This is a genomic window from Cardiobacterium valvarum, from assembly GCF_900460955.1.
GTDB lineage: Bacteria > Pseudomonadota > Gammaproteobacteria > Cardiobacteriales > Cardiobacteriaceae > Cardiobacterium > Cardiobacterium valvarum.
This window is the reverse complement of the sequence record NZ_UFUW01000001.1, coordinates 727,589-750,390: the sequence shown is the minus strand read 5'-3', so window position 1 is coordinate 750,390 and position 22,802 is coordinate 727,589. Positions and strand designations below refer to the sequence as shown.

The 22,802-nt window shown below is 58.3% G+C and carries 21 protein-coding genes, 3 tRNA genes and 2 pseudogenes; 16 read left to right on the top strand and 10 right to left on the bottom strand.

What is annotated here, in order from left to right:
• The first annotated feature begins 50 nt into the window (after window positions 1-50).
• From DY250_RS03625 to DY250_RS03615, 3 genes are all read left to right on the top strand, one after another.
• Window positions 51-1,160 carry a hypothetical protein gene (locus tag DY250_RS03625; RefSeq protein WP_147293444.1) on the top strand — a complete coding sequence of 370 codons (1,110 nt, stop codon included), beginning with the start codon at window positions 51-53 and terminating at the stop codon, window positions 1,158-1,160.
• Window positions 1,161-1,199: 39 nt separating this feature from the next.
• A complete protein-coding gene (locus DY250_RS03620; RefSeq protein ID WP_115610953.1) occupies window positions 1,200-1,868 on the top strand; it encodes an esterase/lipase family protein in 669 nt (222 codons plus the stop codon).
• Window positions 1,869-1,950: 82 nt separating this feature from the next.
• Window positions 1,951-2,445 (top strand): hypothetical protein, encoded by a 495-nt coding sequence (locus tag DY250_RS03615; protein ID WP_115610952.1) that lies wholly within the window; start codon window positions 1,951-1,953, stop codon window positions 2,443-2,445.
• A gap of 179 nt (window positions 2,446-2,624) precedes the next feature.
• Here the strand turns inward: DY250_RS03615 and purH are convergent, their stop codons facing one another.
• Window positions 2,625-4,190, bottom strand: a complete 1,566-nt coding sequence (gene purH / locus DY250_RS03610) for a bifunctional phosphoribosylaminoimidazolecarboxamide formyltransferase/IMP cyclohydrolase (RefSeq protein ID WP_172542176.1) — start codon at window positions 4,188-4,190, stop codon at window positions 2,625-2,627.
• 128 nt (window positions 4,191-4,318) lie between these two features.
• On the opposite strand from purH, the gene DY250_RS03605 reads away from it, so the two are divergent.
• The 7 genes and pseudogenes from DY250_RS03605 to DY250_RS03585 all read left to right on the top strand — a co-directional run bounded on the left by DY250_RS03605 (window position 4,319) and on the right by DY250_RS03585 (window position 11,093).
• Window positions 4,319-6,529, top strand: a complete 2,211-nt coding sequence (locus tag DY250_RS03605; protein ID WP_115610951.1) for an LPS-assembly protein LptD — start codon at window positions 4,319-4,321, stop codon at window positions 6,527-6,529.
• Entirely contained in the window at window positions 6,526-7,827 is a 1,302-nt protein-coding gene (locus tag DY250_RS03600) for a peptidylprolyl isomerase (RefSeq protein WP_245951015.1), read from the top strand. The genes DY250_RS03605 and DY250_RS03600 overlap by 4 nt, the downstream gene beginning before the upstream one ends.
• 66 nt (window positions 7,828-7,893) lie before the next feature.
• Window positions 7,894-8,109 (top strand): hypothetical protein, encoded by a 216-nt coding sequence (locus DY250_RS13605; RefSeq protein ID WP_147293443.1) that lies wholly within the window; start codon window positions 7,894-7,896, stop codon window positions 8,107-8,109.
• Complete coding sequence (locus tag DY250_RS03595; protein WP_147293442.1) at window positions 8,075-9,211, top strand: hypothetical protein; 1,137 nt, start codon at window positions 8,075-8,077, stop codon at window positions 9,209-9,211. Before DY250_RS13605 ends, DY250_RS03595 begins: the two co-directional genes overlap by 35 nt.
• A gap of 53 nt (window positions 9,212-9,264) precedes the next feature.
• Window positions 9,265-9,495 (top strand): annotated as a pseudogene (locus DY250_RS14850) (DUF5360 family protein); the annotation flags it as partial.
• Window positions 9,496-9,561: 66 nt separating this feature from the next.
• Window positions 9,562-10,359 (top strand): 16S rRNA (adenine(1518)-N(6)/adenine(1519)-N(6))-dimethyltransferase RsmA, encoded by a 798-nt coding sequence (gene rsmA, locus DY250_RS03590; RefSeq protein WP_115612756.1) that lies wholly within the window; start codon window positions 9,562-9,564, stop codon window positions 10,357-10,359.
• Window positions 10,356-11,093 (top strand): SDR family NAD(P)-dependent oxidoreductase, encoded by a 738-nt coding sequence (locus DY250_RS03585; RefSeq protein WP_115610949.1) that lies wholly within the window; start codon window positions 10,356-10,358, stop codon window positions 11,091-11,093. The genes rsmA and DY250_RS03585 overlap by 4 nt, the downstream gene beginning before the upstream one ends.
• A 16-nt stretch (window positions 11,094-11,109) precedes the next feature.
• On the opposite strand, the pseudogene DY250_RS03580 reads toward DY250_RS03585, so the two are convergent.
• Window positions 11,110-11,277: pseudogene (locus DY250_RS03580) on the bottom strand (IS5/IS1182 family transposase); the annotation flags it as partial.
• Between the two features lie 39 nt (window positions 11,278-11,316).
• Between DY250_RS03580 and DY250_RS03575 the strand changes: the two are divergent.
• Window positions 11,317-12,109 (top strand): IS5 family transposase gene (locus DY250_RS03575; protein WP_425455463.1). Its coding sequence is split into 2 segments (ribosomal slippage): window positions 11,317-11,588 and window positions 11,587-12,109, totalling 795 coding nucleotides; the frame shifts between segments, so codons are not numbered across the junction.
• Window positions 12,110-12,335: 226 nt separating this feature from the next.
• On the opposite strand, the gene DY250_RS03570 is transcribed toward DY250_RS03575, so the two are convergent.
• From DY250_RS03570 to xth, 5 genes are all read right to left on the bottom strand, one after another.
• Window positions 12,336-12,412 (bottom strand) — tRNA-Asp (locus tag DY250_RS03570).
• 35 nt (window positions 12,413-12,447) lie between these two features.
• A tRNA-Asp gene (locus tag DY250_RS03565) sits at window positions 12,448-12,524 on the bottom strand.
• A 6-nt stretch (window positions 12,525-12,530) separates the two neighbouring features.
• Window positions 12,531-12,606 (bottom strand) — tRNA-Val (locus DY250_RS03560).
• Window positions 12,607-12,681: 75 nt separating this feature from the next.
• The gene (locus DY250_RS03555) at window positions 12,682-13,848 is read right to left on the bottom strand and encodes a hypothetical protein (RefSeq protein WP_115610947.1); all 1,167 of its coding nucleotides are present in this window, start codon (window positions 13,846-13,848) and stop codon (window positions 12,682-12,684) included.
• A 15-nt stretch (window positions 13,849-13,863) separates the two neighbouring features.
• Window positions 13,864-14,625: an exodeoxyribonuclease III gene (gene xth / locus DY250_RS03550; RefSeq protein ID WP_115610946.1), complete on the bottom strand. Its 762-nt coding sequence runs from the start codon at window positions 14,623-14,625 to the stop codon at window positions 13,864-13,866.
• An 80-nt stretch (window positions 14,626-14,705) separates the two neighbouring features.
• On the opposite strand from xth, the gene DY250_RS03545 reads away from it, so the two are divergent.
• The 5 genes from DY250_RS03545 to murB are packed head-to-tail and all read left to right on the top strand — an operon-like array spanning window position 14,706 to window position 20,106.
• Window positions 14,706-15,434: a 16S rRNA (uracil(1498)-N(3))-methyltransferase gene (locus DY250_RS03545; RefSeq protein ID WP_115610945.1), complete on the top strand. Its 729-nt coding sequence runs from the start codon at window positions 14,706-14,708 to the stop codon at window positions 15,432-15,434.
• Window positions 15,435-15,448: 14 nt separating this feature from the next.
• Entirely contained in the window at window positions 15,449-17,206 is a 1,758-nt protein-coding gene (locus tag DY250_RS03540) for a sensor histidine kinase (protein WP_245951013.1), read from the top strand.
• A 43-nt stretch (window positions 17,207-17,249) separates the two neighbouring features.
• Entirely contained in the window at window positions 17,250-18,779 is a 1,530-nt protein-coding gene (locus DY250_RS03535; RefSeq protein WP_115610944.1) for a sigma-54-dependent transcriptional regulator, read from the top strand.
• 47 nt (window positions 18,780-18,826) lie between these two features.
• Window positions 18,827-19,114 carry a helix-hairpin-helix domain-containing protein gene (locus DY250_RS03530; RefSeq protein ID WP_115610943.1) on the top strand — a complete coding sequence of 96 codons (288 nt, stop codon included), beginning with the start codon at window positions 18,827-18,829 and terminating at the stop codon, window positions 19,112-19,114.
• Window positions 19,115-19,116: 2 nt separating this feature from the next.
• Window positions 19,117-20,106 carry a UDP-N-acetylmuramate dehydrogenase gene (gene murB / locus DY250_RS03525; RefSeq protein WP_115610942.1) on the top strand — a complete coding sequence of 330 codons (990 nt, stop codon included), beginning with the start codon at window positions 19,117-19,119 and terminating at the stop codon, window positions 20,104-20,106.
• Window positions 20,107-20,269: 163 nt separating this feature from the next.
• On the opposite strand, the gene DY250_RS03520 is transcribed toward murB, so the two are convergent.
• The 3 genes from DY250_RS03520 to DY250_RS03510 are packed head-to-tail and all read right to left on the bottom strand — an operon-like array spanning window position 20,270 to window position 22,800.
• Entirely contained in the window at window positions 20,270-21,022 is a 753-nt protein-coding gene (locus tag DY250_RS03520) for a DUF4336 domain-containing protein (RefSeq protein WP_115610941.1), read from the bottom strand.
• A 2-nt stretch (window positions 21,023-21,024) separates the two neighbouring features.
• Entirely contained in the window at window positions 21,025-21,225 is a 201-nt protein-coding gene (locus DY250_RS03515) for a hypothetical protein (protein ID WP_115610940.1), read from the bottom strand.
• Between the two features lie 48 nt (window positions 21,226-21,273).
• Window positions 21,274-22,800 (bottom strand): inorganic phosphate transporter, encoded by a 1,527-nt coding sequence (locus DY250_RS03510; RefSeq protein ID WP_115610939.1) that lies wholly within the window; start codon window positions 22,798-22,800, stop codon window positions 21,274-21,276.
• Window positions 22,801-22,802 lie beyond the last annotated feature (2 nt).

Here is a 22,802-nt window from a genome sequence, read left to right as displayed (position 1 = left end):
TTGCGCGTACACTGCGGGCAGATAACCACCACGAGGAAACCATCATAGTCATGCTGAAATCCTTTCTGGTCGCCACCTTTTTCTTCACCCTCTACTGGCCCGACACGCAGCCCGATGCCACGCTCATCGCCCAACTGCAAGCGGCGCAGGAGGAAATGCACGGCAAAAACGGCTACCAGGCGCTGTTTCTGCGCCCGTCCATGAGCAAGGCAGAAAGGGCGGGGAGTGAACTTCTCTGCTCACGTGAGGAAACCGATTGCCTCGCTTTCGTGCGCGCACATCAGGCGGAGTATCCGGCGATTGCGGCAGCCATGCGGCAGCGGGAAGCAGCGCTGGATAACCTGCTGCAATACGATTATTTCCGCCCGCGCCGCGAACAATACGATTTCAATGCGGAAATGCCGTCGTTTCAGATTCTGCTGCGGGCGAGAAACCTGCATGCCTACCGCTTTGTCAGCGGCGAGGTTGAGGCGGCGCAACGCGGTCTCTGCCGCGACCTCGCCCTCGGGCGGCGGCTGATACACAGTCGCGGCTCCTTGCTTGGCAGTGTCATCGCCGCGCGCCTGATTGAGCGCGACGTCACCCTGCTGGCACAGATGCGTGCCGAACTGCCGCCGGAGGCGCCGTGGTCGGCGCTGTGTGACGAACTGCAAACGCTGCCGCCGCAAGAACTCGCCCTCTGCCCGCTGATGTATGGCGAATGGCTGGGTTTTCAGCAGCCGATGGAGAAAGATTTGGCGACATGGCAGGCAGAGGTGAAAAGCATTGATGACCAAATCTCGCTGTCCTTTGCACGGCAGATACTGACCCAAAATCTATACGAGAAAGCGAAATACTGCGCGCCGGAAATCCTGACCGCCATTGAGCGAGACGAATTGCGCCTGCCGCAGCGCGACATCTGGCCACGTTACTGCTCGCCGCTCAACCCCCTGTGCCGGTTGAGCGAACCGGATAAGCACGACTACCAGGCCACCCTCCTCAACACAAACCACTACCTGCACGCGCTTGCCATCCTGCGCGACCCAGCGGCACCACTGCCGCAAGACTATCGTCTGGAAAACGGACAACTGCATTTCCGCCGCCACCCCGAACGCAAAGAAGAAGGCATGCAGGCGGTCGCCCTGCCGCTGCCCGGCTCGCGCCAGCCGTCTGCGCCCTGACATGACGGTTTTCCACGTTTTCCACCCACCGGAGGCACCATGACCGTACCCAGTCCCAAAATCCTGCTCGTCCACGGCCTGTTCATGCGGGCCACCATGATGATGCCGCTGGCGACGCGACTGCGGCGGCAAGGCTACATCTGCCTTGCGCTGACCTACCCGACCCGGCGGCAAACCCTGCATGACAGCGTCGCCCGCCACCTGCCGCTTATCCAGGATTTCGCCGCTGACGCCCCGCTCTACGCCGTCGGGCACAGCCTGGGCGGCCTCTACCTGCGCCATCTGCTGGCCACATGGCCGGAGGGACTCGCGCACGGCCGCGTCGTCACCCTCGGCACCCCGCACCTCGGCAGCAAAGTCGGCGCCTATTTCCGCGCACGCGGCTGGCGGCGCAGCATCCTCGGTCATTGCTGGGAAGCGGGGCTGGACGGCAACGCCCCGCCCTGGGACCCCGCCATCCCGCTACTCAGCATTGCCGGCACCAAAAGCTTCGGCATCGGCAGCACCCTGCGCCTCTTTGCCGCCGATGAACCGAATGACGGCACCGTTGCCGTCGCCGAAACCGAATTGCCCGCAGCAGCAGCCTACCACCGCCTGCACACCACGCATACTGCGCTACAATTCGACAGCGACGCTGCCCAGCTCGTCAATGCCTGGTTCCGCAACATCTCACCACCGCGCGCGGCCCTGGCGATTACGGAAAAATAAGGCCCGGTTGCGGCAAATCCCTTACAATCCGCGCGTTTCGTCACGAAACATCTCCCTTCTTTAAACAAATCAAGGAAAATCCATGAAAGTATTGATGAAAAGTGCCCTCGTAGGCCTCCTGCTAGCAGGTATAACCATGACCGCCTCCGCACAAGCAGTCAGTGGCAAAACCTCGCAAAAACTCGGAGAAAAAATTGCTACCGAAGTCATGCAGGAAATGATGACGGAAGCACAAAGCAGCGGCAAACAGCCTTCTCCGGAAGACTTTAGCAAAAAACTGATCGAAAAAATGCGCGCCAACCTCGATGAAATGAAAAAAGGGGCAACCGAAGACTGCGTCGAAGTGTATGGCAAGGACAAAGACAGCAACTGCCAGTGCGTCACCGACAAAACCGACTTTGAGAGCTTCTTTGCGCTGATGGAAAAACAAATGGCCGATCCGAAAGCCGAACCCAAAGAAGAAATCAAGGCGCTGGAACAAAAAACCGAAGAAAACTACAAGGCCTGTGATCTTGATATCGCCGTGATGAAAAAAGCTTCCGAAGAAGCCATGAAGAAGATGGCTCCGAAAGGCTAAAAGAGGTTTACGCTGAGAAATCCATGCGCAAACGCGAGACTATTTTTGCAACAGCCATGGATCTTCTAAAAACCCCGCCATAGCGGGGTTTTTTTATGGCCTTTCGCCAGCGAGACTCCAGCACGCTTTATGCACTGCACAAAAAAAGCGAGCTTCGGCCCGCTTCGTGGTTTTAGTTATCAGTGCCGGAAGTGGCGCATGCCGGTAAATATCATGGCGATATTGTGTTCATTCGCCGCTTCGATGACTTCACCGTCGCGCACGGAACCGCCCGGCTGGATGATGGCCCGTACGCCCGCTTTGGCGGCGGCATCCACGCCATCGCGGAAGGGGAAAAAGGCGTCACTAGCGAGCACGCTGCCTTGCGGGTTGAGACCTTCGCTTTCGGCTTTCAGCATGGCGATTTGCGAGGCGAAGACGCGGCTGGTCTGCCCTGCACCGATGCCGATGGTCGCGCCGTCGCGCGCCAGCACGATAGCATTCGATTTGACACTTTTGACGATTTGCCAGGCAAAGAGCAGGTCACGCAGTTCTTCGTGGCTGGGTTCGCGTGCGGTCATGATTTGCAGGTCGGCGCGGTTCAGGGTGCCTTTGTCCCATTCTTGCACGAGCAGGCCGCCGTGCAGACTGGTGAGCTGCCAGTCGCGCTCCTTGTGGCCTTCGCTTTTGATTTCGAGGACACGGATGTTGGGTTTTTGCGCCAGTACGTGCAGGGCTTCGTCATCGTAGGCGGGGGCGAGCAGGACTTCGACGAATTGGCGGCTGATAATTTCGCGCGCAGTTTCACCGTCCAGCCCCCGGTTGAAGGCGATGATGCCGCCGAAGGCCGAGGTAGCGTCGCAGCGGTGCGCGGCGTTGTAGGCAGCGAGGATATTTTCGCCCAGCGCCGCGCCGCAGGGGTTGGCGTGTTTGACGATGACGCAGGCGGGTTGTTCCTGGAAGCCGATGACGGTTTGCAGGGCGGCGTCGGCATCGGCGAGGTTGTTGTAGGACAGCGCTTTGCCTTGTAGTTGTTTGGCAGTGGCCAGTGTGGAGCCGGCGGGCTTGCGCGTGGTGTAGAAGGCAGCGCGCTGGTGCGGGTTTTCGCCGTAGCGCAGGGTGCTGTGCAGTTGGTAGTCGGCATGGTAGTGGGTAGGGAAGAGGTCGTCGTTTGCAACGCCGAATTGTTGCGCGAAGTAGTTGGCAATGGCGCGGTCATAATCGGCAGTATGATCAAAGGCTTTGGCCATCAGGCGGCTGCGCAGTGCCAGGTCAAAAGCGCCGCGCTCAATGGCGGTGATGACTTCAGGGTAGTCGGCGGGGCTGACCACGACGCCCACCGAGGCGTAGTTCTTCGCCGCCGCGCGCACCAGCGCCGGGCCACCGATGTCAATGTTTTCCACGGCGTCTTCGAGAGTAACGTCGGGTTTGTCCACGGTCTCGCGGAAGGGGTAGAGGTTGACGACGACGAGGTCAATCGGCGCGATGCCGTGTTCGAGCATGACGGCGTCGTCCGTGCCGCGCCGGCCGAGGATGCCGCCGTGAATGGCGGGATGCAGGGTTTTTACCCGTCCCGCCATCATTTCCGGGAAGCCGGTATGCTCGCTCACGTCCTTGACGGCAAGCCCCGCCTCACGCAGCGCCTGCGCCGTGCCGCCGGTCGAGAGGATTTCCACCCCGCAAGCGGCGAGTCGCGTGGCAAATTCGGCCACGCCGCTTTTGTCTGATACGCTGATAAGGGCGCGACGCGGCACGATGACAGTCATATGAATCTCCCGTAACTGAAAGCGCCGTATCCTACCAAAAGCCCATAGCAGACAACAGGGCAGCCCAAAGCAAACTGGCTTTGCTAAAATGCCGCCACTCCACACACCATCATTATTGAAGGCCTCGCGTGTCGCCCTACCGAACCCTCTGCCTGCTCGCCCTGCTACTTCCCATCCTGCCGGCGCACACCCTGCAATGCGTCGCCGATCCGCTCGCCGTCTTTACCAAACTGGGCGGTGATCCCGATGACAAGCAAGTCCACATCCACGCCGACAATTCCGAAGGCGACTACGCCCTCGCCCAATTCGACGGCTCCGTGGAAATGCAGCAGGGTGACAAACACCTCTTCGCGCCACAGCTCACCTACCGGCACGAAGACGGCAGGGCCGAACTCAAACGCGGCGGCATCCTGTCCAACAGCCAGGTTGCCGTCGAAGGCAACAAGGGCCGCTACGACAGCGAAGCCGAAACCGCCACCTTCGAAGAAGCCGAATACTACATCAGGGGCAAACAGCAATCCGCCGTCGGTGCGGCACAAAACGCCCGCTTTGACCGCAAAAACAACCGCGACGACTTTGACAACGTCACCTGGACCACCTGCACCCGCCTGCACCCCGCCTGGCACCTGCGTGCCCGCACCCTCATGCTTGATCACAACCGCGAGCGCGGCATCGCCCACGACATGACCCTGCGCATCGGCAAAGTGCCCGTCTTCTACCTGCCCTACTTCTCCTTCCCCATCACCTCCGCGCGGCAAAGCGGCTTCCTAATCCCCTCACTGGGCAGCAGCGAAGCACGCGGCCTCGAAGCCAGCATCCCCTACTACTGGAACATTGCGCCGAACCAGGACGCCACCTTCACCCTGCGCCCCATGACCAAACGCGGCCTCATGGCCGAAGGCGAATACCGCTTCCTCGGCGAGAAACAGGAAGGTACCCTTTATGCCAGCCTGCTGCCGCATGACCGGCAAAACAGCAAACACATGCGCTGGAGCTGGCGCGGCACACACCAGTACCGCTTCAACGAAGAGTGGCATACCGACCTCTTGCACCAACGCGTATCCGATGTGGACTACGTTGAAGACCTCACCACCGACTTCGGCCTCTATGACGACTGGTACCTTGAGCGTCATGCCACCCTCTACGGCGACACCGGCTATGGCAACATCATGCTGCGCGGGCAAAAATACCAGCGCATTGACAGCAACGTCAGCGAAAAAGACAAGCCCTACGCCCGCCTGCCGCAACTCACCTACAACAACACCCTGCAACACGGCAACTGGCGCTACGACTTCAGCGCCGAAGCCGTGCGATTCCACAAAAACCACCTCGGCAACGCCGACCGCCTGAGTGCCGACGCCGCCGTCGCCTACCGTCTCGAAGCCCCCTACGGCTACCTTGAGCCCAAAGCGAGCGCAAATCTCGCCTACTACAACTTCGGCAGCCGCAAGGACAAACAGAACTTCGCGAACAAACACAAAACCCGCACCCTGCCGACCCTGTCCATTGACGGCAAACTCAACTTCGAACGCAACCTCCACTGGCGCGGCGAAGACTGGACACAAACCCTCGAACCACGCCTCTATTACCTCTACACCCCCTACAAAAACCAGAGCGACATCCCCGACTTCGACAGCGATGAACGCAGCCTCTCCTGGAACTGGCTTTTTGCGCGCAACCGCTTCATCGGTGCTGACCGCATCGGTGATGCCAACCAGCTCACCACCGCCATCAGCAGCAGCTTCTACAAAAGCCGCGACGGACAAGAAAAAATGCGCCTCTCGCTGGGACAAATCCAGTACTTCCGCGACCGCCGCGTCCAGCTCAACAACAACCGCGTGGACAAACAGGGACGGTCCGTCCTCGTCGGCGAAGGCCTCTACCAAATTGACAACCACTGGCGGCTCTATGGCCTCAGCTTCTGGGACACCCAGACCCACCGAAACGAACGCGACGTCCTCAGCCTTGATTACCGCCTTGACCAAGACCGCTTCATCAACCTCAGCCACCACTACACCCGTGGCGACTACAACCAGACCACCCTCGCAACCGTATGGCGCATTAACCCGCAATGGCGCACCTTCTATCGCCAGGACTACTCCAACACCCACCACCGCCTCTTCAACAACATCATCGGCGTCGAATACAACGACTGCTGCTGGGCGTGGCGCCTCGCCGGCAGACGCTACCGCGACCACCCGACAGACAGCAAAACCCACGACGCCATCTACCTCGAATTCGTCCTGAAAGGACTCGGCAACATGGGCAGCCGCTCAGGACGGATGCTCAAAGATCAAATCCACGGTTTCACCCCACTCGCAGAGGAGAAAGAATTTTGAAACCCACACACACCCTGACCCTCGCCTTCGCCCTAGCTGCCATCACCCTGAGCAGCAGCGCACAAAACCTCACCTTTGGCCCGGCCACTACCCCGCAAAGCCAGCCCATTGACGAAATCGGCCTCGTCGTCAACGACGAAGCCATTACCCGCCGCCAGCTCGCGCAAGAAATCGAAGCCGAGCGGCGCAGCGTCCCCAAAGGCCTGAACCTCCCCGACGCCGAACTACGCCAGCAACTGCTCGAGCGCGTCATCATGAACCACATCCTCAGCCAGATCGAAAAACGCGTCGGCCTCAACATCAGCGATGACGAAGTAAATGCCGCCATCGCGCAAATCGCGAACCGCAACCGCCTCAGCGAAAAAGCCCTCTACGCCCAGGCACAAAAAGATACCGGCCTGGACCGCGAAGCCTTCCGCGAACAAATCCGCCGCACCCTCGCCCAGGACCAGATGAAAGAAGGCATGGTCGGCGCGGACATCACCATCAGCGACCAGCAAGTGGACGACTACCTCGCCAAACTCGCGCGCGAACAAGGCAGCACCATGCACGTACAAGACCTGCTCATCCCGCTGCCTGCAGGCGATGCCAAAACCCGCGCCGCCGCCGTGGACGAAAAAATCCGTGAAGTCGCCCGCGCCCTGCAAGAAAGCGGACAAAACCTCGGCCAGGCGGGCGCCCGCGTCAGCGGCGCCCGCTTCAACGACCTCGGCAACCTCAACCTCGCCACCATCCCGCCCCGCTTCGCGCGCGCGCTCGCCAAACTCGGCGCGGGCGACATCGTCGAAAGCCCGGTGGTGGACGACGACGGCATGCACTTCCTAAAAGTCGTCGCCAAACACAACGCCGGCGAAAACTACACCCTGAACGAAGCCGACGTCTCACATATCCTGCTGCGCACCAACGATGGCCGCGACGACGCCACCCAGAAAAACCGCATTGACGCCATCTACCGCGAACTACAAGGCGGGGCGGACTTCGCCAGCCTCGCGCGCCGCTACTCCGAAGACGGCCAGAGTGCGGCCAAAGGCGGCGACCTCGGCTGGGTGAGCGGCGAGTCCCTGGGCGGCGAACTCGCCCAGGCCATCACCAGCCTGCCTGACGGCGGCATCAGCAAACCCATCCGCACCCCCTACGGCTACCACATCCTGCTCGTACGCAGCCACCGCCAAAGCAATAAAAGCGAGGACATGATGCGCCAGCAAATCAAGCAGGGCCTTTACAGCAAAGCCATCGAAGAAGCCTGGCAACAGCGCCTGCAAGCGCTACGCCGCGAAGCCTACGTTGATATCCGCTAACGCTTACAACTGCCTCTCCCACCTCTATATGGGAGGGGTATTCGTGACCAAAATAAGGAAATACATATGTTTGACGAATACTCCATTGAACAGCGAGCCAAATCAATTCCTAACAAAAATACCAAAGATTATTTTGCAGAAGTAGTTAGTTGCTATAATTCTGGCAATTACCGTTCAGCCGTGGTCATGCTGTGGTCTGTCGCTGTTTGCGATTTATTATTCAAACTAAATGAACTTGCAGAAAGATATGATGATACAAAAGCAAAAAAAAATACTTGCTGAGATAAAATCTCAACAAGAAAATAACAAGAGGTCTCCAAAATGGGAGGAAGAGTTAATTAATAAAATTTCAGAAAGAACTGAACTCCTTAATACTTCAGAAGAAACAAATCTGCGCCACTTACAAGAACAGAGACATCTTTCAGCACACCCAGTAGTCAATGAAGATTTTCAGCTACATCGACCTAATCAAGAGACCGTACGGGCGTTAATTAGAAATACGCTTGATGGACTACTTATTAAAGATCCGCTTTTATCTCGCTCACAAAAAATTGCATCTGACTTGGTAGATGATATTAGGAAGAACAAAGAACTCTTTCCTAGCATTGAAAAACTAAAAACCTATTTGGACAGCAAGTACTACTCAAGATTAAGCATGGAAGCTGAAAAAGGTGTATTCAGATCACTATGGAAATTTGTCTTCCGCTCTGAAGATGATAACTGTGAAGAAAATAGAGAAATAAATTACAAAGCGCTATTCATTCTTTATAATAAAAAACGTACTGAATTTAATAGACAGATAGAGACTGACAAAACTTATTTTAGTAATACAGCAAGTACTGACAACATACTACTCCTTTTAATCAAGTTCCTTTCCCTTTATCCTGAAGTCTATAATTTATTAACAGAAGATGCAAAAACCCTTATTGAAGGATTCGTTGAAAAAGATGTAACTGCCCGCTGGCTGGCATGGTTTACTGCCAGCTCCCTTAAAGAACATATTAACAGCTTGCGCAGCTGGATTGATGACAAACCAAACCATGACAAATTTCCTGATGATACAGAGAACTTTTGGGATGATCTTGCACATATTTCACAATCAGATGAATGGAAAAAAACCGTTATTTATCTGGCTATAAAATGCTATGGCGCAAGCTATAGTTTTGATATTGCTGACAAACGATTTGAAGAAATTATTTTGAGAATATTGCAAGATGCAGAATTAGAAGATCTTGAACTTTTAATAGAAGAGAGCAAGAAAAATGACCAAATATATAAAAGGCGTAAAGCTCTTTCCGCCAGCGAACATATTTATAATCGCATATTAGAGATTGATCCCCTATACAATTTACCAGGCGAGTACGAATATCTACGCAGCCCATAAAAATATCTCAAAATGGATTTTTATTCTTCTTGCCTGAATACAAAAAACATTCTATGTTCTCAGCTTATTATATAAAAATCACCAAAATACCACTTATTCTGACTGGAATCTCCCCCGTCGCTTACTGGCTTGCTATCACCACCCTAAACAAAATCGCTCTCATACGGTATCAATATCAATACAAAATAGGCGAAATCCTTCTCACCGCCGGATTTACCCTGACCTTCACTGCCGGCTTCATGGCCATCAGCTTCTGGGCGAACTACGACCCTGCCTGGTGGCTGCCCAATCATTGCCCTGTTAGCCTTTTCCTTCGCTATTTTCATCCCTCAAATATACACGGCTATATCATGACCTCCATCCGCGCTGACAAACGCCTCGGCCAGCACTTCCTGCGCGATAACAGCGTTATTGACCGCCTCCTCGCCGTCATCCATCCGCAGCCGGGCGAGGCCCTGCTCGAAATCGGCCCCGGCCTCGGCGCCCTTACCCTGCCACTACTGCGTGAAACCGGACAGCTCACTGCCATCGAATACGACACCCGCCTTATCGCTCCGCTTACCACCCGCGCTGCATCGCTGGGCGAGTTACACCTCATCCATGCCGACATCCTCGACGTGGATCTTGGCGCTATTCCGCCGCAGCCCGAACGTTGGCGTCTCGTCGGCAACCTGCCTTACAATCTCAGCTCACCCATCCTCTTCCACTGCCTCGCCGCGCGCGCGCACATCGCCGATATGCACTTCATGCTGCAAAAAGAAGTTGTGGAGCGCATCACCGCTGCGCCAGGCGGTAAAGACTACGGCCGCCTCAGCCTGATGGCACAACTGTGGTGCGACACCGCTGCCCTCTTCACCATCCCGCCCGCCGCCTTTGCGCCACCGCCGAAAGTCGATAGTGCCATCGTCCGCCTCGTGCCGCGTACCACCCCCGCTTGGATGATCGACGATGAAGCAACCTTCGCCGCAACCGTTGGCCGTGCCTTCAACCAGCGTCGCAAAATGCTGCGCCATACCTTCGCCGCATGGTTCAGCCCAGCCGAACTCACAGCACTCGACATTGACCCGACCGCGCGCCCTGAAACCCTCGATGGCGCCGCCTACGCCCGCCTTGCCAATGCCCATTACCACAAGGAACAACATCCATGAGCGAAACCGTCATCATCACCGGCCACAGCTATGGCCTCGGTGCCGCCCTCGCCGCCGCCTGGCTGCAATGCGACGCGCGCGTTCTCGGCATCGCGCGCAGCACCAACCCTGCGCTTGCAGCCACCTACCCGCATACCCTGCAGGAAATCCAGTGCGACCTCGCCAACCCCATTGCTGTGCTCGCCCTCATCCACAGCCCCCCCTTCCGTCACTTCTGCGCAGAGGCCGGACGCCTGTGGCTCTTCAACAACGCCGGGACCGTCGCCCCGTCTGCCCCGCTTGGCACGCAGGACGACGAACAAATTGCGCTTGCCATCAACCTCAATATCACCGCACCGTTCCTGCTCAGCAACGCCGTGGTCGCAGAAGCACGCCGCCCAGATAACGTCAACATCGTCCACATCGGCAGCGGCGCTGGTCGCAAAGCCTACCCTGGCTGGAGCATCTACGGTGCGAGCAAAGCTGCGCTTGATCGCCATGCCGCCGACGCCGCGAACGAAGAACGCGGCGTGCGCATTGTCAGCCTCGCCCCCGGTACCGTCGATACCGCCATGCAAGAAGGGCTGCGCCGCAACCTACATTTCCCGTTGCGCGAACACTTCACCAAAATCCACGCCGATGGCGGGCTGCAAAACGCCAATGACACTGCGCTAAAAATCCTCGCCTACTGCCTGAGCGACCAATTCGGACATGAGGCAATAGTAGATATCCGCACCATTGAGCTGCCACTTTGACTAGGGACTGTTGACATTATTGCAAGGCGATGAGTGGCAGCCAGATAAATTTGGCGGAAAAGGATGTATCCGTCTTCTCCACCCGCATGGCAACCTTCTTGAACTCTTTCAATTTACAGAAGAAATTCTCAACTAGATGCCGCCACTTATACATCTCCTTGTCATACTCACGCGCTGCCTTAGAACGTGTTCATAGTATCCGTCTCTGCTGTAAACTATCGGCATGAACAGAAAAGCCTATCCAAGCGACATCAGTCGCACACAATTTGCCCCCCTTCTCCCTCTTTTGGAAAGTGCCCGTAAACGCACAGCACCGCGCAAAGTGGACTTGTACGATGTCTTTTGCGCCATCCTCTATCTGCAGCGTACCGGCTGTTCCTGGCGTGCCTTACCGGGCGATTTTCCCAAATGGCGCACCGTTCATTCCTACTTCCAGAGATGGAGCGAGCCCCGCGAAAACGGCATCAGCATCCTTGAGGAAGCGTTAAAAAAATCAGGTGGTTGCGGAGCGCCGCAAGCAGGGACGTAATGAAGCAACCACTTTCCTGATTATTGATGCGCAGAGTGTGAAGAACACGGATACGGCCATGGAAAAAGGCTACGATGCGGGCAAGAAAGTGAGCGGTATCAAGCGGCATATAGCGGTTGACACGCAGGGTTTGCCGCATGCCCTTGCGGTGACGACGGCGGATGTTACGGATAGAAAAGGCTGCCTACCGGCATTGGAACGTGAGCGGGATAATCTTGGCGCGGTACAAAAAGTCCTTGCTGACGGTGGTTACACGGGTAAGGCATTCGCTTCGTCGGTACGGGAGTTGATGGGTGCGGAGGTAGGGATTGCCAAACGAAACGAATTGCACCGTTTTGCGGTATTGCCGAGGCGATGGGTAGTAGAGCGCAGTTTTTCCTGGTTGGAAAAGAACAGGCGGCTTTGGACAAACTGCGAGCGTAAGTTGAGTACCGGTCTGCAAATGGTCGTTTTGGCTTTCTTGGGAGTCCTGCTACGAAGACTATGAACACGTTCTGAGGGTGTTGGCTCACCTGACCGGGCACCCATAAAAATCGCGTAGCAATTTTTATGGGAAACCTGCGCCGTACTATCTGTACTGTCTTCGGCTCGTCGCCTTGCCTCATTCCTGTTTGAAACGACTATACAACCGGGATTGGTATCACAGGGAGAGCCATACAGAAATTCAGGCATAAAAAAACTACCATTATGGTAGCTGTGATGAATGCAATGCTTGGCGGAATGGACGGGACTCGAACCCGCGACCCCCTGCGTGACAGGCAGGTATTCTAACCGACTGAACTACCACTCCGCGTGGCTATGGATAAAAAGGAAAGAAGAAAAAAATGGCGGAATGGACGGGGCTCGAACCCGCGACCCCCTGCGTGACAGGCAGGTATTCTAACCAGCTGAACTACCACTCCGCGTATTGGTGGGTACTATAGGACTCGAACCTATAACCCTCGCCTTGTAAGGGCGATGCTCTACCAATTGAGCTAAGCACCCGCTATGTGAAGGCGCGCATTATAGTGTTTTTTAAGTTTGGGGCAAGCCTTTTTTCATGATTTTTTGTTCCGGCATTTATTGCGCCGTTGTCGTGCTGTTCTGTCGACTGCCGGGCAGCGGTAGGGTGACGGTCTGCATTCCTTCTTCGTTTCTGCGTATCGGGTAGCGGGTGAAAGTCAGGGTGTTGTTTTCGATGTGATAACCTGCCGGTGGGGTATCTATGGGGTGACGCAGGTAGTCCAGCGCGGTGAGGTAGCGGTTGGCGTTGAGCAGGCTCGCCTGGTAGTGGGTGTAGTCTAGCCCTTCTATGGCGATGCAGATGCCGTTGTACGGGCTGCAATATTTCGCTTTGGCCTCAATGCTCACGCTAAGGTCGGGCAATTCACCGCGTGCGACGGCAGCTTTAGCCTCCGCCGTACAGGCACGCGCGACTTCATGCAAGGCGTAGGCAAGGGTTTGTTGCCGAAAGCCAGCAGCGATGATGTGGGTTTTGGGATCTATACCGGATTCTTTGTAGAGTTTTTCGTCGTTTTTCTTCAACTCCTCTTCTTGCAGGGCATTCTGTAACCGTTCAGACATGCCGCGCCATTCGCCGTACATACGCGGACACAGGGACAGGTTTTCCGCAGGCTGCACTTTGACTTCGTCGCAGGCAGCGGGCAGATGGGTACCTGCCGGGCTTTCGGCCAGCATTTCAGCAAGCAGGGGCACGTCTCGACCGATCATGGATGCCCCGATGATGCCATCCAGTATTTGGCTGTGTGCGGTGTTGATAAAGTGCAACCCAAGTGCGGCATCGGTGCAGACGCTTTGCATCGCCGCTTCTTTTTCTCCATCCACAAAGCGGTAAGTAGCACGGAAGCGTTCGCTAATCATGTGCCCGTAAGGCGGTGCGTCCAAATTGGCAAGGTAGCGGAAGTGTCCATATTGCAGCAGGGCGGCAATGGCTTTTTCCTGTTTCTGCCAGGCTTTTTGGTGCTGTGTGGCTTCTTTGTGGTAGGTAGCGAGGTTCTGTCTCGCTTTAGCAAGGCAATCGGTACTGTCTGTCTGACATTGAAGTGCCGGTACCGTAGGAACCTTGGGCAGGACAAAGAGGGCATCCGCGCCGTTTTTGCCGACAGCAGCGGGGCGTTCTTGTTCGAGCTGCGCGATCAGTGCCGGATCGGGTTCGACTTGCGGGGTTCCCAAGATAGTACCAAGTGTGCTGACGTAAACGCTGGCGACGAATTGGATTATGGTCATGTTGTTTTCTTGGTTTCAGGGTTTGATAGCTACCCACGCCGGGGCGTGGTCGGAGGGGCGTTCCCAGTGGCGCGGCGCGGTGTCGATACCGGCATCATGCAGGGCGAGGTTGTTGCTGCACAGGGTCAGGTCAATGCGCATGCCGATGTTGCGGCGCAGGCCGCCCATTCGGTAGTCCCACCAGCTGTATTGCACGGTGTCGGGGTGCAGGTTGCGGTAGGCGTCGCGGTAGCCGAGGGCGAGGATGTCGGCAAGCGCCTGTCTTTCCGGCGCCGAGCAGAGGATTTTGTCGCGCCAGGCGTCCGGGTCGTGCACATCGAGGTCAGCTGGGGTGATGTTGAAGTCGCCGATGATGATGGTTTTGTCGTGCGCGCGTTTGAGTTCGTCAATGTAGGCGGTGACGGCGTCCAGCCAGCGCAGTTTGTAGCTGTATTTTTCGTCGCCGACTGCTTTGCCGTTTGGGACGTAGAGGTTGAGGACGCGCACGTCGCCAACGGTCGCTGCAATCGCCCGCGCCTGTTCGTCGGCAAAACCGGGGATGCCGCAGACCACGTCCGTGAGCGGTTCGCGCGCGAGCAGGGCGACGCCGTTGTAGGTTTTTTGACCGAAGATGGCGCTGTGGTAACCCGCCTGGGCGAGGGCTTCGCTGTTCACGGCGTCTGTGGTTTGTTTGAGTTCTTGCAGGCCGAGCACGTCCGGCGCGGCTTCATTTAGGTATTGCAGGACGTGCGGCAGGCGCACGTTCAGCGAGTTCACGTTCCAACTGGTAATTTTCATGTGGTGTCAATTTTTGTCAGTGGGGGTAAAATGGATAAGTCATTAAATCACGGATATTTTTCATCCTCAACGGAAGCTGTATGCGGGAAATTCGGGTGTTTTCGGCGCTGGTTCTTCATGCCGGAATGGAGATTGAGCTGGACGATAATGCGCATCGTCATGTCGCCCGTGTCCTGCGTTTGGCCGCAGGCGACGCGCTGACGCTCTTCAATGGCGACGGTTTTGATTATGCCGGCGAGATTTGTTTTTGCGACCGCCGCGCGACCCGCGTCCGCATCCTCGGTCAGGAGAATCCGGGCAATGAATCACCGCTGCATCTCACGTTGTTTGCTGCCCTGCTTAAAGGCGAGGCCATGGATCGTGTGATGCAGAAGGCTGTCGAGCTCGGCATCAGCCGCATTGTCCCCGTCGTCGCCGCGCGCAGCGAGGCACTGCCAGCGGGCGAGCGGCGCGACAAGAAGCTGGCGCACTGGCAAGGTGTTATTGTCGCCAGCGCCATGCAGTGCGGGCGGGCGGTGCTGCCGGCGCTGGATGAGATCACGCCGCTTGCTGCCGTGCTGGATGCTGCCGATGGTCTGCGCTGGATTTTTTCCCCGCATCATGTCCCTGCGGTTGACGCCCCTGTGTCTGCCGACCACCTCAGTCTGCTGATTGGCCCCGAAGGCGGTTTTACACCGGATGAGGTCGCCGCCGCCCGGTCTGCCGGCTGGTTCATCCAACATCTTGGCCCGCGCATCCTGCGCGCCGATACTGCTGCTACTGTCGCCATCGCCCGCGCCCAGTCGCGCTATGGTGATTTATCCCGCTGAACCCGCTTTTCCCCATGCTTGCCCTGAAAAAGAACGAAGACTTGCAAATCCCGCTCCACGACCCCGGCCGCATCATCAAGATTACCGGCGAGGAAAGCATGCACTACCGCGCCGCCATGCTGCGCGTTTTCAACGTTGTGCGCATCGTCGCGGCACTCCTTTTCATGCTCGGCTTTATTTTGAGCGATCAGGCGGCGCGTTCGCCGCTGCATGGCGTCGGCCTCGGCGGTACCAGCTGGTTCGTGCTGCTCGTCCTCACCTACATCACTGTCCTCGGTGTGCACTGGTTCGTTTCCCTGCATGACCCGGTTAGCGACAGGTTGCTGCTCAGCAACGCCCTGTTCGACCTGCTGCTGATGGCCGCCCTCATCATCCAGCTCGGCGCATTCAGCAATACCAGCCTGCTGATGATGACCATCCTCAGCACTATCCTCCTCTCCGCGCTCACCCTGACCCTGCGACAAAGCATCCTCTACGGCGCCAGCTTAATCCTCCTCTGGACCGGTGCCGGCGGCTGCCTGCTCATCCTGCCACAAATTCCCTGGCAGCAGTTCAGGGCGCTCAATGCCTACGACCGCTTGAGCCACATCGCCACCGCCCTCAGTCAGAACACCCACCTCTACCGCGAACCAGCACTGATAGCCATCGGCACCGCCGTCCTCGCCGTCCTCGTCAGTTACCTCTCCACCCAAGGTCGTGACAACCGCATCAACGCCGAACTCAACCGCAGCTATACCCGGCAACTGCGCAAAATGAACGACTCCATCATTGAGGATATGCAAAACGGCCTCATCGTCGTCAGCGGCGACAGCGCCATCCTCACCCTGAACCGCCAGGCACGTACCATCTTCGGTCTCAGCGAACAGGGCAAAGTACCGCGTACTCTCGGTGAACTGCTGCCGGAAATGGCGCGGCGCTTTGGGCGCTGGCAACACATGCGCTACAACGACAGCCGCACCATTGATATCGGCAAAGGCAGCTACAGCCTGAGCTTCAATGCCCTGCGCAGCGACGAAGACATGCAACTCACCCTGCTCATGCTGGAAAGCATTGACGAAAGCTACCAGCGCGTGCGCGAAACCCGCCTCGCCTCGCTGGGGCGCTTGACCGCCGGGATTGCCCACGAAATCCGTAATCCGCTCAGTTCCGTGCAAAGTGCCGCCGATCTCCTCGAAGAAATGAGCGACGACCCGAAAATCCACTTCCTCACCGGCAAAATCCGCAACAACACCCAGCGAATGAACACTATCATCAGCGATATCCTGAACCTCTTTTCCGACAAACCGCGCAACACCCAGCTCATCCGCTTAAACCCCTTCCTGCAACGCATCATCAAAGAAGCGCAGACCAACAACGAAACCGGCGCGACCACCATCCTCGCTGACATTGCCGCGACGCAGGACTACGCCGTCTTCTTCGACATCGGCCACCTCGAACAAATCCTGCACAACCTCATGCTGAACGCCGCCAAACATGCGCGCCGCGATGACGTGGAAATCACCGTGCGCACCCGCTTGGGCGACGTTGGCCGCTTCCTCTACATCGACATCCAGGACAACGGCTACGGCGTCGCCGCCGAAGACGAAGAACGCATCTTCGAACCCTTCTTCAGCAAACGGCACGGCACCGGCCTCGGCCTCTACCTCGTGCGCGAAATGTGCGTGGCGAACCAGGCACAAATCGTTTACGTGCGCCGGGAAAGCGGCGCCTGCTTCCGCCTGACCATGGAACGCTACCTTGCAAGCGGCAACGACGGAGACGACTACACCTGAATACACTGCCCCAGACACCCAACCTCAAACCGGAAATACAACCATGACCAAAGCCCTCATCATTGACGACGAACGCGACATCTGCGAACTCATAGAAATGAGCCTCATGGGACAGGACATCACCTGCACCAGCGCCTACAGCGTCAAAGCCGCCATCAAGGCCCTGAAAGAAGAGCAGTTCAACTTCGTCATCTCCGACATCAAGCTCCCCGACGGCGACGGCCTCGATCTCCTTGCCCACATCCAGAAACACTACCCCGGCCTGCCCGTGTGCATGATCACCGCGCACGGCAACATGGACACTGCCATCCGCGCCCTCAAGCTCGGTGCCTTTGACTTCGTCAACAAACCTTTCGACCTCAAACAACTGCGCAACATCTGCAAAGCTGCGCTCAAAGAAAACCCCGGTACGGACGGCGGTGCGGGTAACACCAAACCGACCACCACCGGCGGTCGCTCCACCAGCAAAGTCGAACTCATCGGCGACGCCGACATCATGCAGCGCGTACGCGACATGATCGCCCGCGTCGCCAGATCCCAGGCCCCCGTTTTCATCCACGGCGAATCCGGCACCGGGAAAGAAGTCGCCGCCCGCTCCATCCACCACCAGAGCAACCGCAGCGAAGGCGCCTTCATCGCCGTCAACTGCGGGGCCATTCCGGAAAACCTCGTCGAAAGCGAATTCTTCGGCTACAAAAAAGGCGCCTTCACCGGCGCCAACCAGGACCAGGACGGCCTCTTCGTCGCTGCGAGCGGCGGCACCCTCTTCCTCGACGAAGTCGCCGACCTGCCGCTGTCCATGCAAGTCAAACTCCTGCGCGCCATCCAGGAACGCGCCGTACGCCCCATTGGTGGCGACCGCGAAGAAGCCGTGGACGTGCGCATCATCTCCGCCACCCACCACGATCTCGCCAAACGCGTCAGCGAAGGCAAATTCCGTGAAGACCTCTACTACCGCCTGAACGTCATCGAACTCACCATGCCGCCCCTGCGCGAACGTGGCGGTGACATTGCCATCCTCTCGCGCCACCTGCTCGCCAAACTCGCGCGCGATTCCGGCTACCCTGAGGCCCAGCTCACCCCCAAAGCCCTGCGCAAACTGGAGAACTACGACTTCCCCGGCAACGTGCGCGAACTCGAGAACATCCTCGAACGCGCGCTCACCTTCGTCGAAGGCAACATGATCGAAGCCGAAGACATCCACGTGAACGAAAACCGCCTGCCCGCGCACAACGAACCCGCCGCCGCGCCGCAACCCGTCCACGCCTACCAACCGCCGCAACCGCCCTACCCCTACCCGCCGCAACAGCCTGCCTACGTACCGCCGCCCCACTACCCCCACCGCGACGAAGACAGCGCACCCTACCCGCAAGAAGCGGCCACCTACACCCCGCCGCCACGCAGCGCCGCCCAACTGCCGGACGACCTCGAAGACTACATGCAGACCATGGAAAAAAACCTGCTGCTCAAAGCCCTCGAAGACTGCAACTACAACAAGACCAAAGCCGCCGAAAAACTCGGCATCAGCTTCCGTGCCATGCGCTACAAACTTAAAAAACTCGGCATCGACTAACCACGATGGTGGGCTTTAGCCCACCATCGCTTATATCCCTACCGCCCATGCACCCCGCCAAAGTCCGCCGCGACTGCCTGCACCAACTCACCGATCTGCCCAACATCGGCCCGGCCAGTGCCGCAGACCTGCGCCGCCTGGGTATCCACCATCCCAAAGACCTCATCGGCAAAAACGCCGATACCCTCTACCACACCCTCTGCGCCCTAGATGGCATCCGCCATGACCCCTGTGTTCTCGACGTCCTGCAATCCGTCGTGGACTACATGCACGGTGGCGAAGCCTTACCGTGGTGGACATACAGCGCCAAGCGCAAACAACAAAACCCAACCTGACCATGCAAACCGAACACCACGCCGACCTCGCCCCGCGCCACACCCTCGCCTGCCCCGCCACCGCGCGCGAACTCATCCACATCGACCACCCCGACGAATGGCGCATTACCGCCCCCGGCGACCGCATCCTCGGCGGCGGCAGCAACATCATCTTCCGCGCGGAAGTGCGTAAGCGCCTGCTCTGCCCGCGTTACACCGGGCGGCAAATCACCGGCGAAGACCAGGAGCATCTCTACCTGCGTGTTGCCGCCGGCGAACGCTGGGACGATCTCGTCGCCTGGACTGCGGCGCAAAACTGGTACGGCATCGAAAACCTTGCCGCCATTCCCGGCAGCGTCGGCGCCGCGCCCGTACAGAACATCGGCGCCTATGGCCGCGAAATCGCCGATGCCGTCCACACCATCCACGCCTACAACCGCGACACCCGGCAAGGCGAAGATATCCCCGCCGCCGCCTGCGGCTTCGCCTACCGGCAAAGCTACTACAAACAACACTGGCGCAGCCGCTACATCATCAGCGCCATCACCCTGCGCCTTGCCAAACGCGGCCAGCCGGACACCGCCTACCCCGGCCTGCGCGAACAGGCAGCGACCATCCACAACGCCCAGGACGCCTACACTGCCATCCGCCGCCTGCGCGCCACCCGCCTGCCCGACCCCAAAACCGAGCCCAACGCGGGCAGTTTCTTCCACAACCCCATTACCGACCACGCTACCTTCGCCACCCTGCAACGGCACTACCCCGACATCCCGCACTACCCGGCGGCGGATGGCCGCGTGAAAATCCCCGCCGCCTGGTGCATCGAACAAAGCGGCTATAAAGGCGTACGCGACGGCAAAGTCGGCATCAGTGACAAACACGCCCTCGTCCTCACCAACCACGGTGGTACCGCAGCAGAAATCCTCGCTTTCGCCGCCCGCATCCAGACGGACATCCATGCCCGCTACGGTCTGACGCTCGCCATTGAGCCGGACATCATCGGCGAAGACTGATACCGCCCCTTGCGCATGGCAAAAAACCGTCAAGCGGCATAAATGTTGGGCCCGACAAGCGGGATAAACGCTGGCTTTTGATTTCTTGAGACGTTGCTTGCAACGTCTCTACGTTTCCCGCGCTGCCGTGGCCAAACGTCTGTAAAACGGCGCAGCGCGGCCCTCAATCCAGCCAGCGGAAGGCACGGCGCAGTTCGGCGACGCCGTCTTTGTCGTAACAGCGGCCATGCGCGAGGATGATGCGTTCCGGTTGCCAGGCGAGGATGTGCGCCAGCGCAGCGCGGGCGGCGGTTTTATCTTTGAAGGTGGCGCGCCAGTCGGGCGGGGTTTTGCCGTCCGGATCGGCGATGCCGCTGAGTTTCATCACACCCGCCCAGAAACGGCTGGGGAATTTTGCGGTCTCGAAGTTTTCGATGAGGTCGGTGAGGATAAGGGTACGGCTTGCGCGGTGGTAGAAGACGGTTTCGGTCATCACGCTGCTGCCGCGAAAAGGCAGTTGCGCGATGTCCTCCGCCCAGTCCGGCGGGGCTTCTGCGCCGAGGTCGGCAGCAAAGCTAACGCTGATACGTTGCGATGCCGCCCGCTCGCGTACGCCGGCGCTGGCCCAGGCTTTCGCCTGCGGATAGTGGCGCTGCCAGGCGGGGATATGGGCGTAGTGGATGCGGTTGGGCGAGACGAGGTGGCGCACCGGCCCGAGAGCGTCAATCGCGGCGAGCAGTACCGGATCAGGGGCAATGGGCGAATGGCACCACAGACCGCCGTCAGCCAGGCGCACCACGGTCATGCGCGTGCTGAACGGGATGGTGAGCCCCAGCGGGAATTTCATGCGGATGATGCCGCCGTCGGCGATCCAGATGTCGTCACCCCAAGGCTTCAGGGTGTTGAGCGGCTGGTAAAGGTAAAGCGGTGTAGCCATGTTCAGCGCCCAAATAATGCCGCGACCATGTCGGCTTCTTCTTCGGTGTAGGCTTTGCCGTTCAGGCGCGCAGCGAGGGCGTATTCGCCGCTGAGGCCGCGCGCGGCGCTGACGCTGCGCCAGCCTTGCAGGCGTTCTTGCGCGCTCTCGGTGTGTTTCAGTTTGCGGATGGTGCGAAGCGTTTCTTGGGTCTGGTCTTGCATGGGAATGTGCCGGTGGAATGAAGAAACCCCGCTGCTGCGGGGTTTTGTTCAGGAGAAGCTGTTGAAGCAGAGGAAGGCGATAGCGGCGCAGATGCCGGCGGCAGGGACGGTAATTAGCCAGGCGAGCGTGATGGGCTTCATCAGGCGCCAGTTGGCGTTTCTGTTAACGAGACCAATGCCGAGGATGGCGCCGACGAGGATATGCGTGCTGGAGACGGGCAGGCCGAGCGAAGACGCCAGCATGACGACCATGGCTGCCGAGAGTTCGGCAGTAAATCCCGCTGCCGGGCTCATTTCGGCAAGGTGCGTGCCGACTGTCGCGATGACTTCGCGACCGATGAACCACAACCCAGCGACAAGGGCGACACCAAAGGCAACCATGGCGACGACCGGCACCGGCACGGCACTATCGTTGATACTCTGATTTTTCAGAACATCAATGATGGCGGTGAAGGGGCCGATAGCGTTGGCAATGTCGTTCGAGCCGTGGCTGAAGGCGAAGCCGGAGGCGGTCACGACCTGCATCCAGCTAAACAGGATGTAGGTGGCGCGGCTGACTTCGCTACTACGGAAGCCGCGTGCGTAGCGGCGCACGGTGAACCACACGGCGGCACAGAGGACACCGATGACGAGGCTGTATTGCCAGTCGCTCAGGCCGAGGTTGAGGTTTTTCAGGCCCTTGAAGAGCAGCATGGAAGAAACCATCAGCGCGCCGAAGGTGGCAATCAGCGGGATCCACAGGCGCAGGGCGCGGCGGGCGAGGACTTTTTCCGCTTCGGTACCGGGGGCATGCGCACCGTCGTCAGGGTTGACCAGCAGCATGGTCTGGAACTGGGTCAGGCGTGAGGTCAGGTGACGGTGGATACGCGGGCGCAGGCTTTTCATGCGGCGCGAGTAGGTGACGTGGTCAGCAACCGTGCCGTGCATGAGGACGTGTTTTTTGATTTGCCCATACACCAGCCACGACATGATGCCGCCAAGCACGGGCGAGATGACCCAGGAGGCGACGATGTGCCAGATTTTATGCCAGTACACCAGCGAGAAGGTCTGGTCGCTGTGCAGGGAGAGGCCGAGGGCAACGGAGGCGCCGACGATACCGCCGATGATGGAGTGGGTAGTGGAGACGGGCAAGCCCTTGTAGGAGGCAAAAAGCAGCCACAGCGCAGCGGCAATCAGCGCACTCATCATGATATAAACGAATTGCAACGGCTGGATATTGATGACGGAAAGATCAACGATGCCGGTGCTGATGGTGTCGGTCACTTCCCTCCCGGCGATAAGTGCACCGCTGACTTCAAAGATGGCGGCGACGATGAGCGCCTGGGTGATGGAGAGTGTGCCGGCACCGACGGAGGTGCCAAAGGAGTTGGCGACGTCGTTACCGCCGATGTTGAAGGCCATGAACAGCCCGAAGGTGCAGGCTAGCAGGAAGAGGAGGGTATGATTGAAGCCGGTGTAACCCAGCCCCCAATAGACGAAATAAGCCACCGTGGTGATCGTCACGGCAACCAAAAACTGGCTCAGGCCGAAGCTGCCGCGCTTGGCGGAATTCTCGGCGGTTGTCGGTTTTTGCATAT

Bases quoted from the DNA above. Each gene is read 5' to 3' on its own strand.
- purH (WP_172542176.1), bottom strand. From the start codon at position 4,190: ATGACTGTCATCGTGCCGCGTCGCGCCCTTATCAGCGTATCAGACAAA.
- DY250_RS03515 (WP_115610940.1), bottom strand. From the start codon at position 21,225: ATGCAAGACCAGACCCAAGAAACGCTTCGCACCATCCGCAAACTGAAA.
- rsmA (WP_115612756.1), top strand. From the start codon at position 9,562: ATGACCTCCATCCGCGCTGACAAACGCCTCGGCCAGCACTTCCTGCGC.
- DY250_RS03545 (WP_115610945.1), top strand. From the start codon at position 14,706: ATGCGGGAAATTCGGGTGTTTTCGGCGCTGGTTCTTCATGCCGGAATG.
- xth (WP_115610946.1), bottom strand. From the start codon at position 14,625: ATGAAAATTACCAGTTGGAACGTGAACTCGCTGAACGTGCGCCTGCCG.
- DY250_RS03520 (WP_115610941.1), bottom strand. From the start codon at position 21,022: ATGGCTACACCGCTTTACCTTTACCAGCCGCTCAACACCCTGAAGCCT.
- DY250_RS03530 (WP_115610943.1), top strand. From the start codon at position 18,827: ATGCACCCCGCCAAAGTCCGCCGCGACTGCCTGCACCAACTCACCGAT.
- DY250_RS13605 (WP_147293443.1), top strand. From the start codon at position 7,894: ATGTTTGACGAATACTCCATTGAACAGCGAGCCAAATCAATTCCTAAC.
- DY250_RS03555 (WP_115610947.1), bottom strand. From the start codon at position 13,848: ATGACCATAATCCAATTCGTCGCCAGCGTTTACGTCAGCACACTTGGT.
- DY250_RS03510 (WP_115610939.1), bottom strand. From the start codon at position 22,800: ATGCAAAAACCGACAACCGCCGAGAATTCCGCCAAGCGCGGCAGCTTC.
- DY250_RS03625 (WP_147293444.1), top strand. From the start codon at position 51: ATGCTGAAATCCTTTCTGGTCGCCACCTTTTTCTTCACCCTCTACTGG.
- DY250_RS03620 (WP_115610953.1), top strand. From the start codon at position 1,200: ATGACCGTACCCAGTCCCAAAATCCTGCTCGTCCACGGCCTGTTCATG.
- DY250_RS03595 (WP_147293442.1), top strand. From the start codon at position 8,075: ATGATGATACAAAAGCAAAAAAAAATACTTGCTGAGATAAAATCTCAA.
- DY250_RS03615 (WP_115610952.1), top strand. From the start codon at position 1,951: ATGAAAGTATTGATGAAAAGTGCCCTCGTAGGCCTCCTGCTAGCAGGT.
- DY250_RS03535 (WP_115610944.1), top strand. From the start codon at position 17,250: ATGACCAAAGCCCTCATCATTGACGACGAACGCGACATCTGCGAACTC.
- DY250_RS03585 (WP_115610949.1), top strand. From the start codon at position 10,356: ATGAGCGAAACCGTCATCATCACCGGCCACAGCTATGGCCTCGGTGCC.
- DY250_RS03540 (WP_245951013.1), top strand. From the start codon at position 15,449: ATGCTTGCCCTGAAAAAGAACGAAGACTTGCAAATCCCGCTCCACGAC.
- murB (WP_115610942.1), top strand. From the start codon at position 19,117: ATGCAAACCGAACACCACGCCGACCTCGCCCCGCGCCACACCCTCGCC.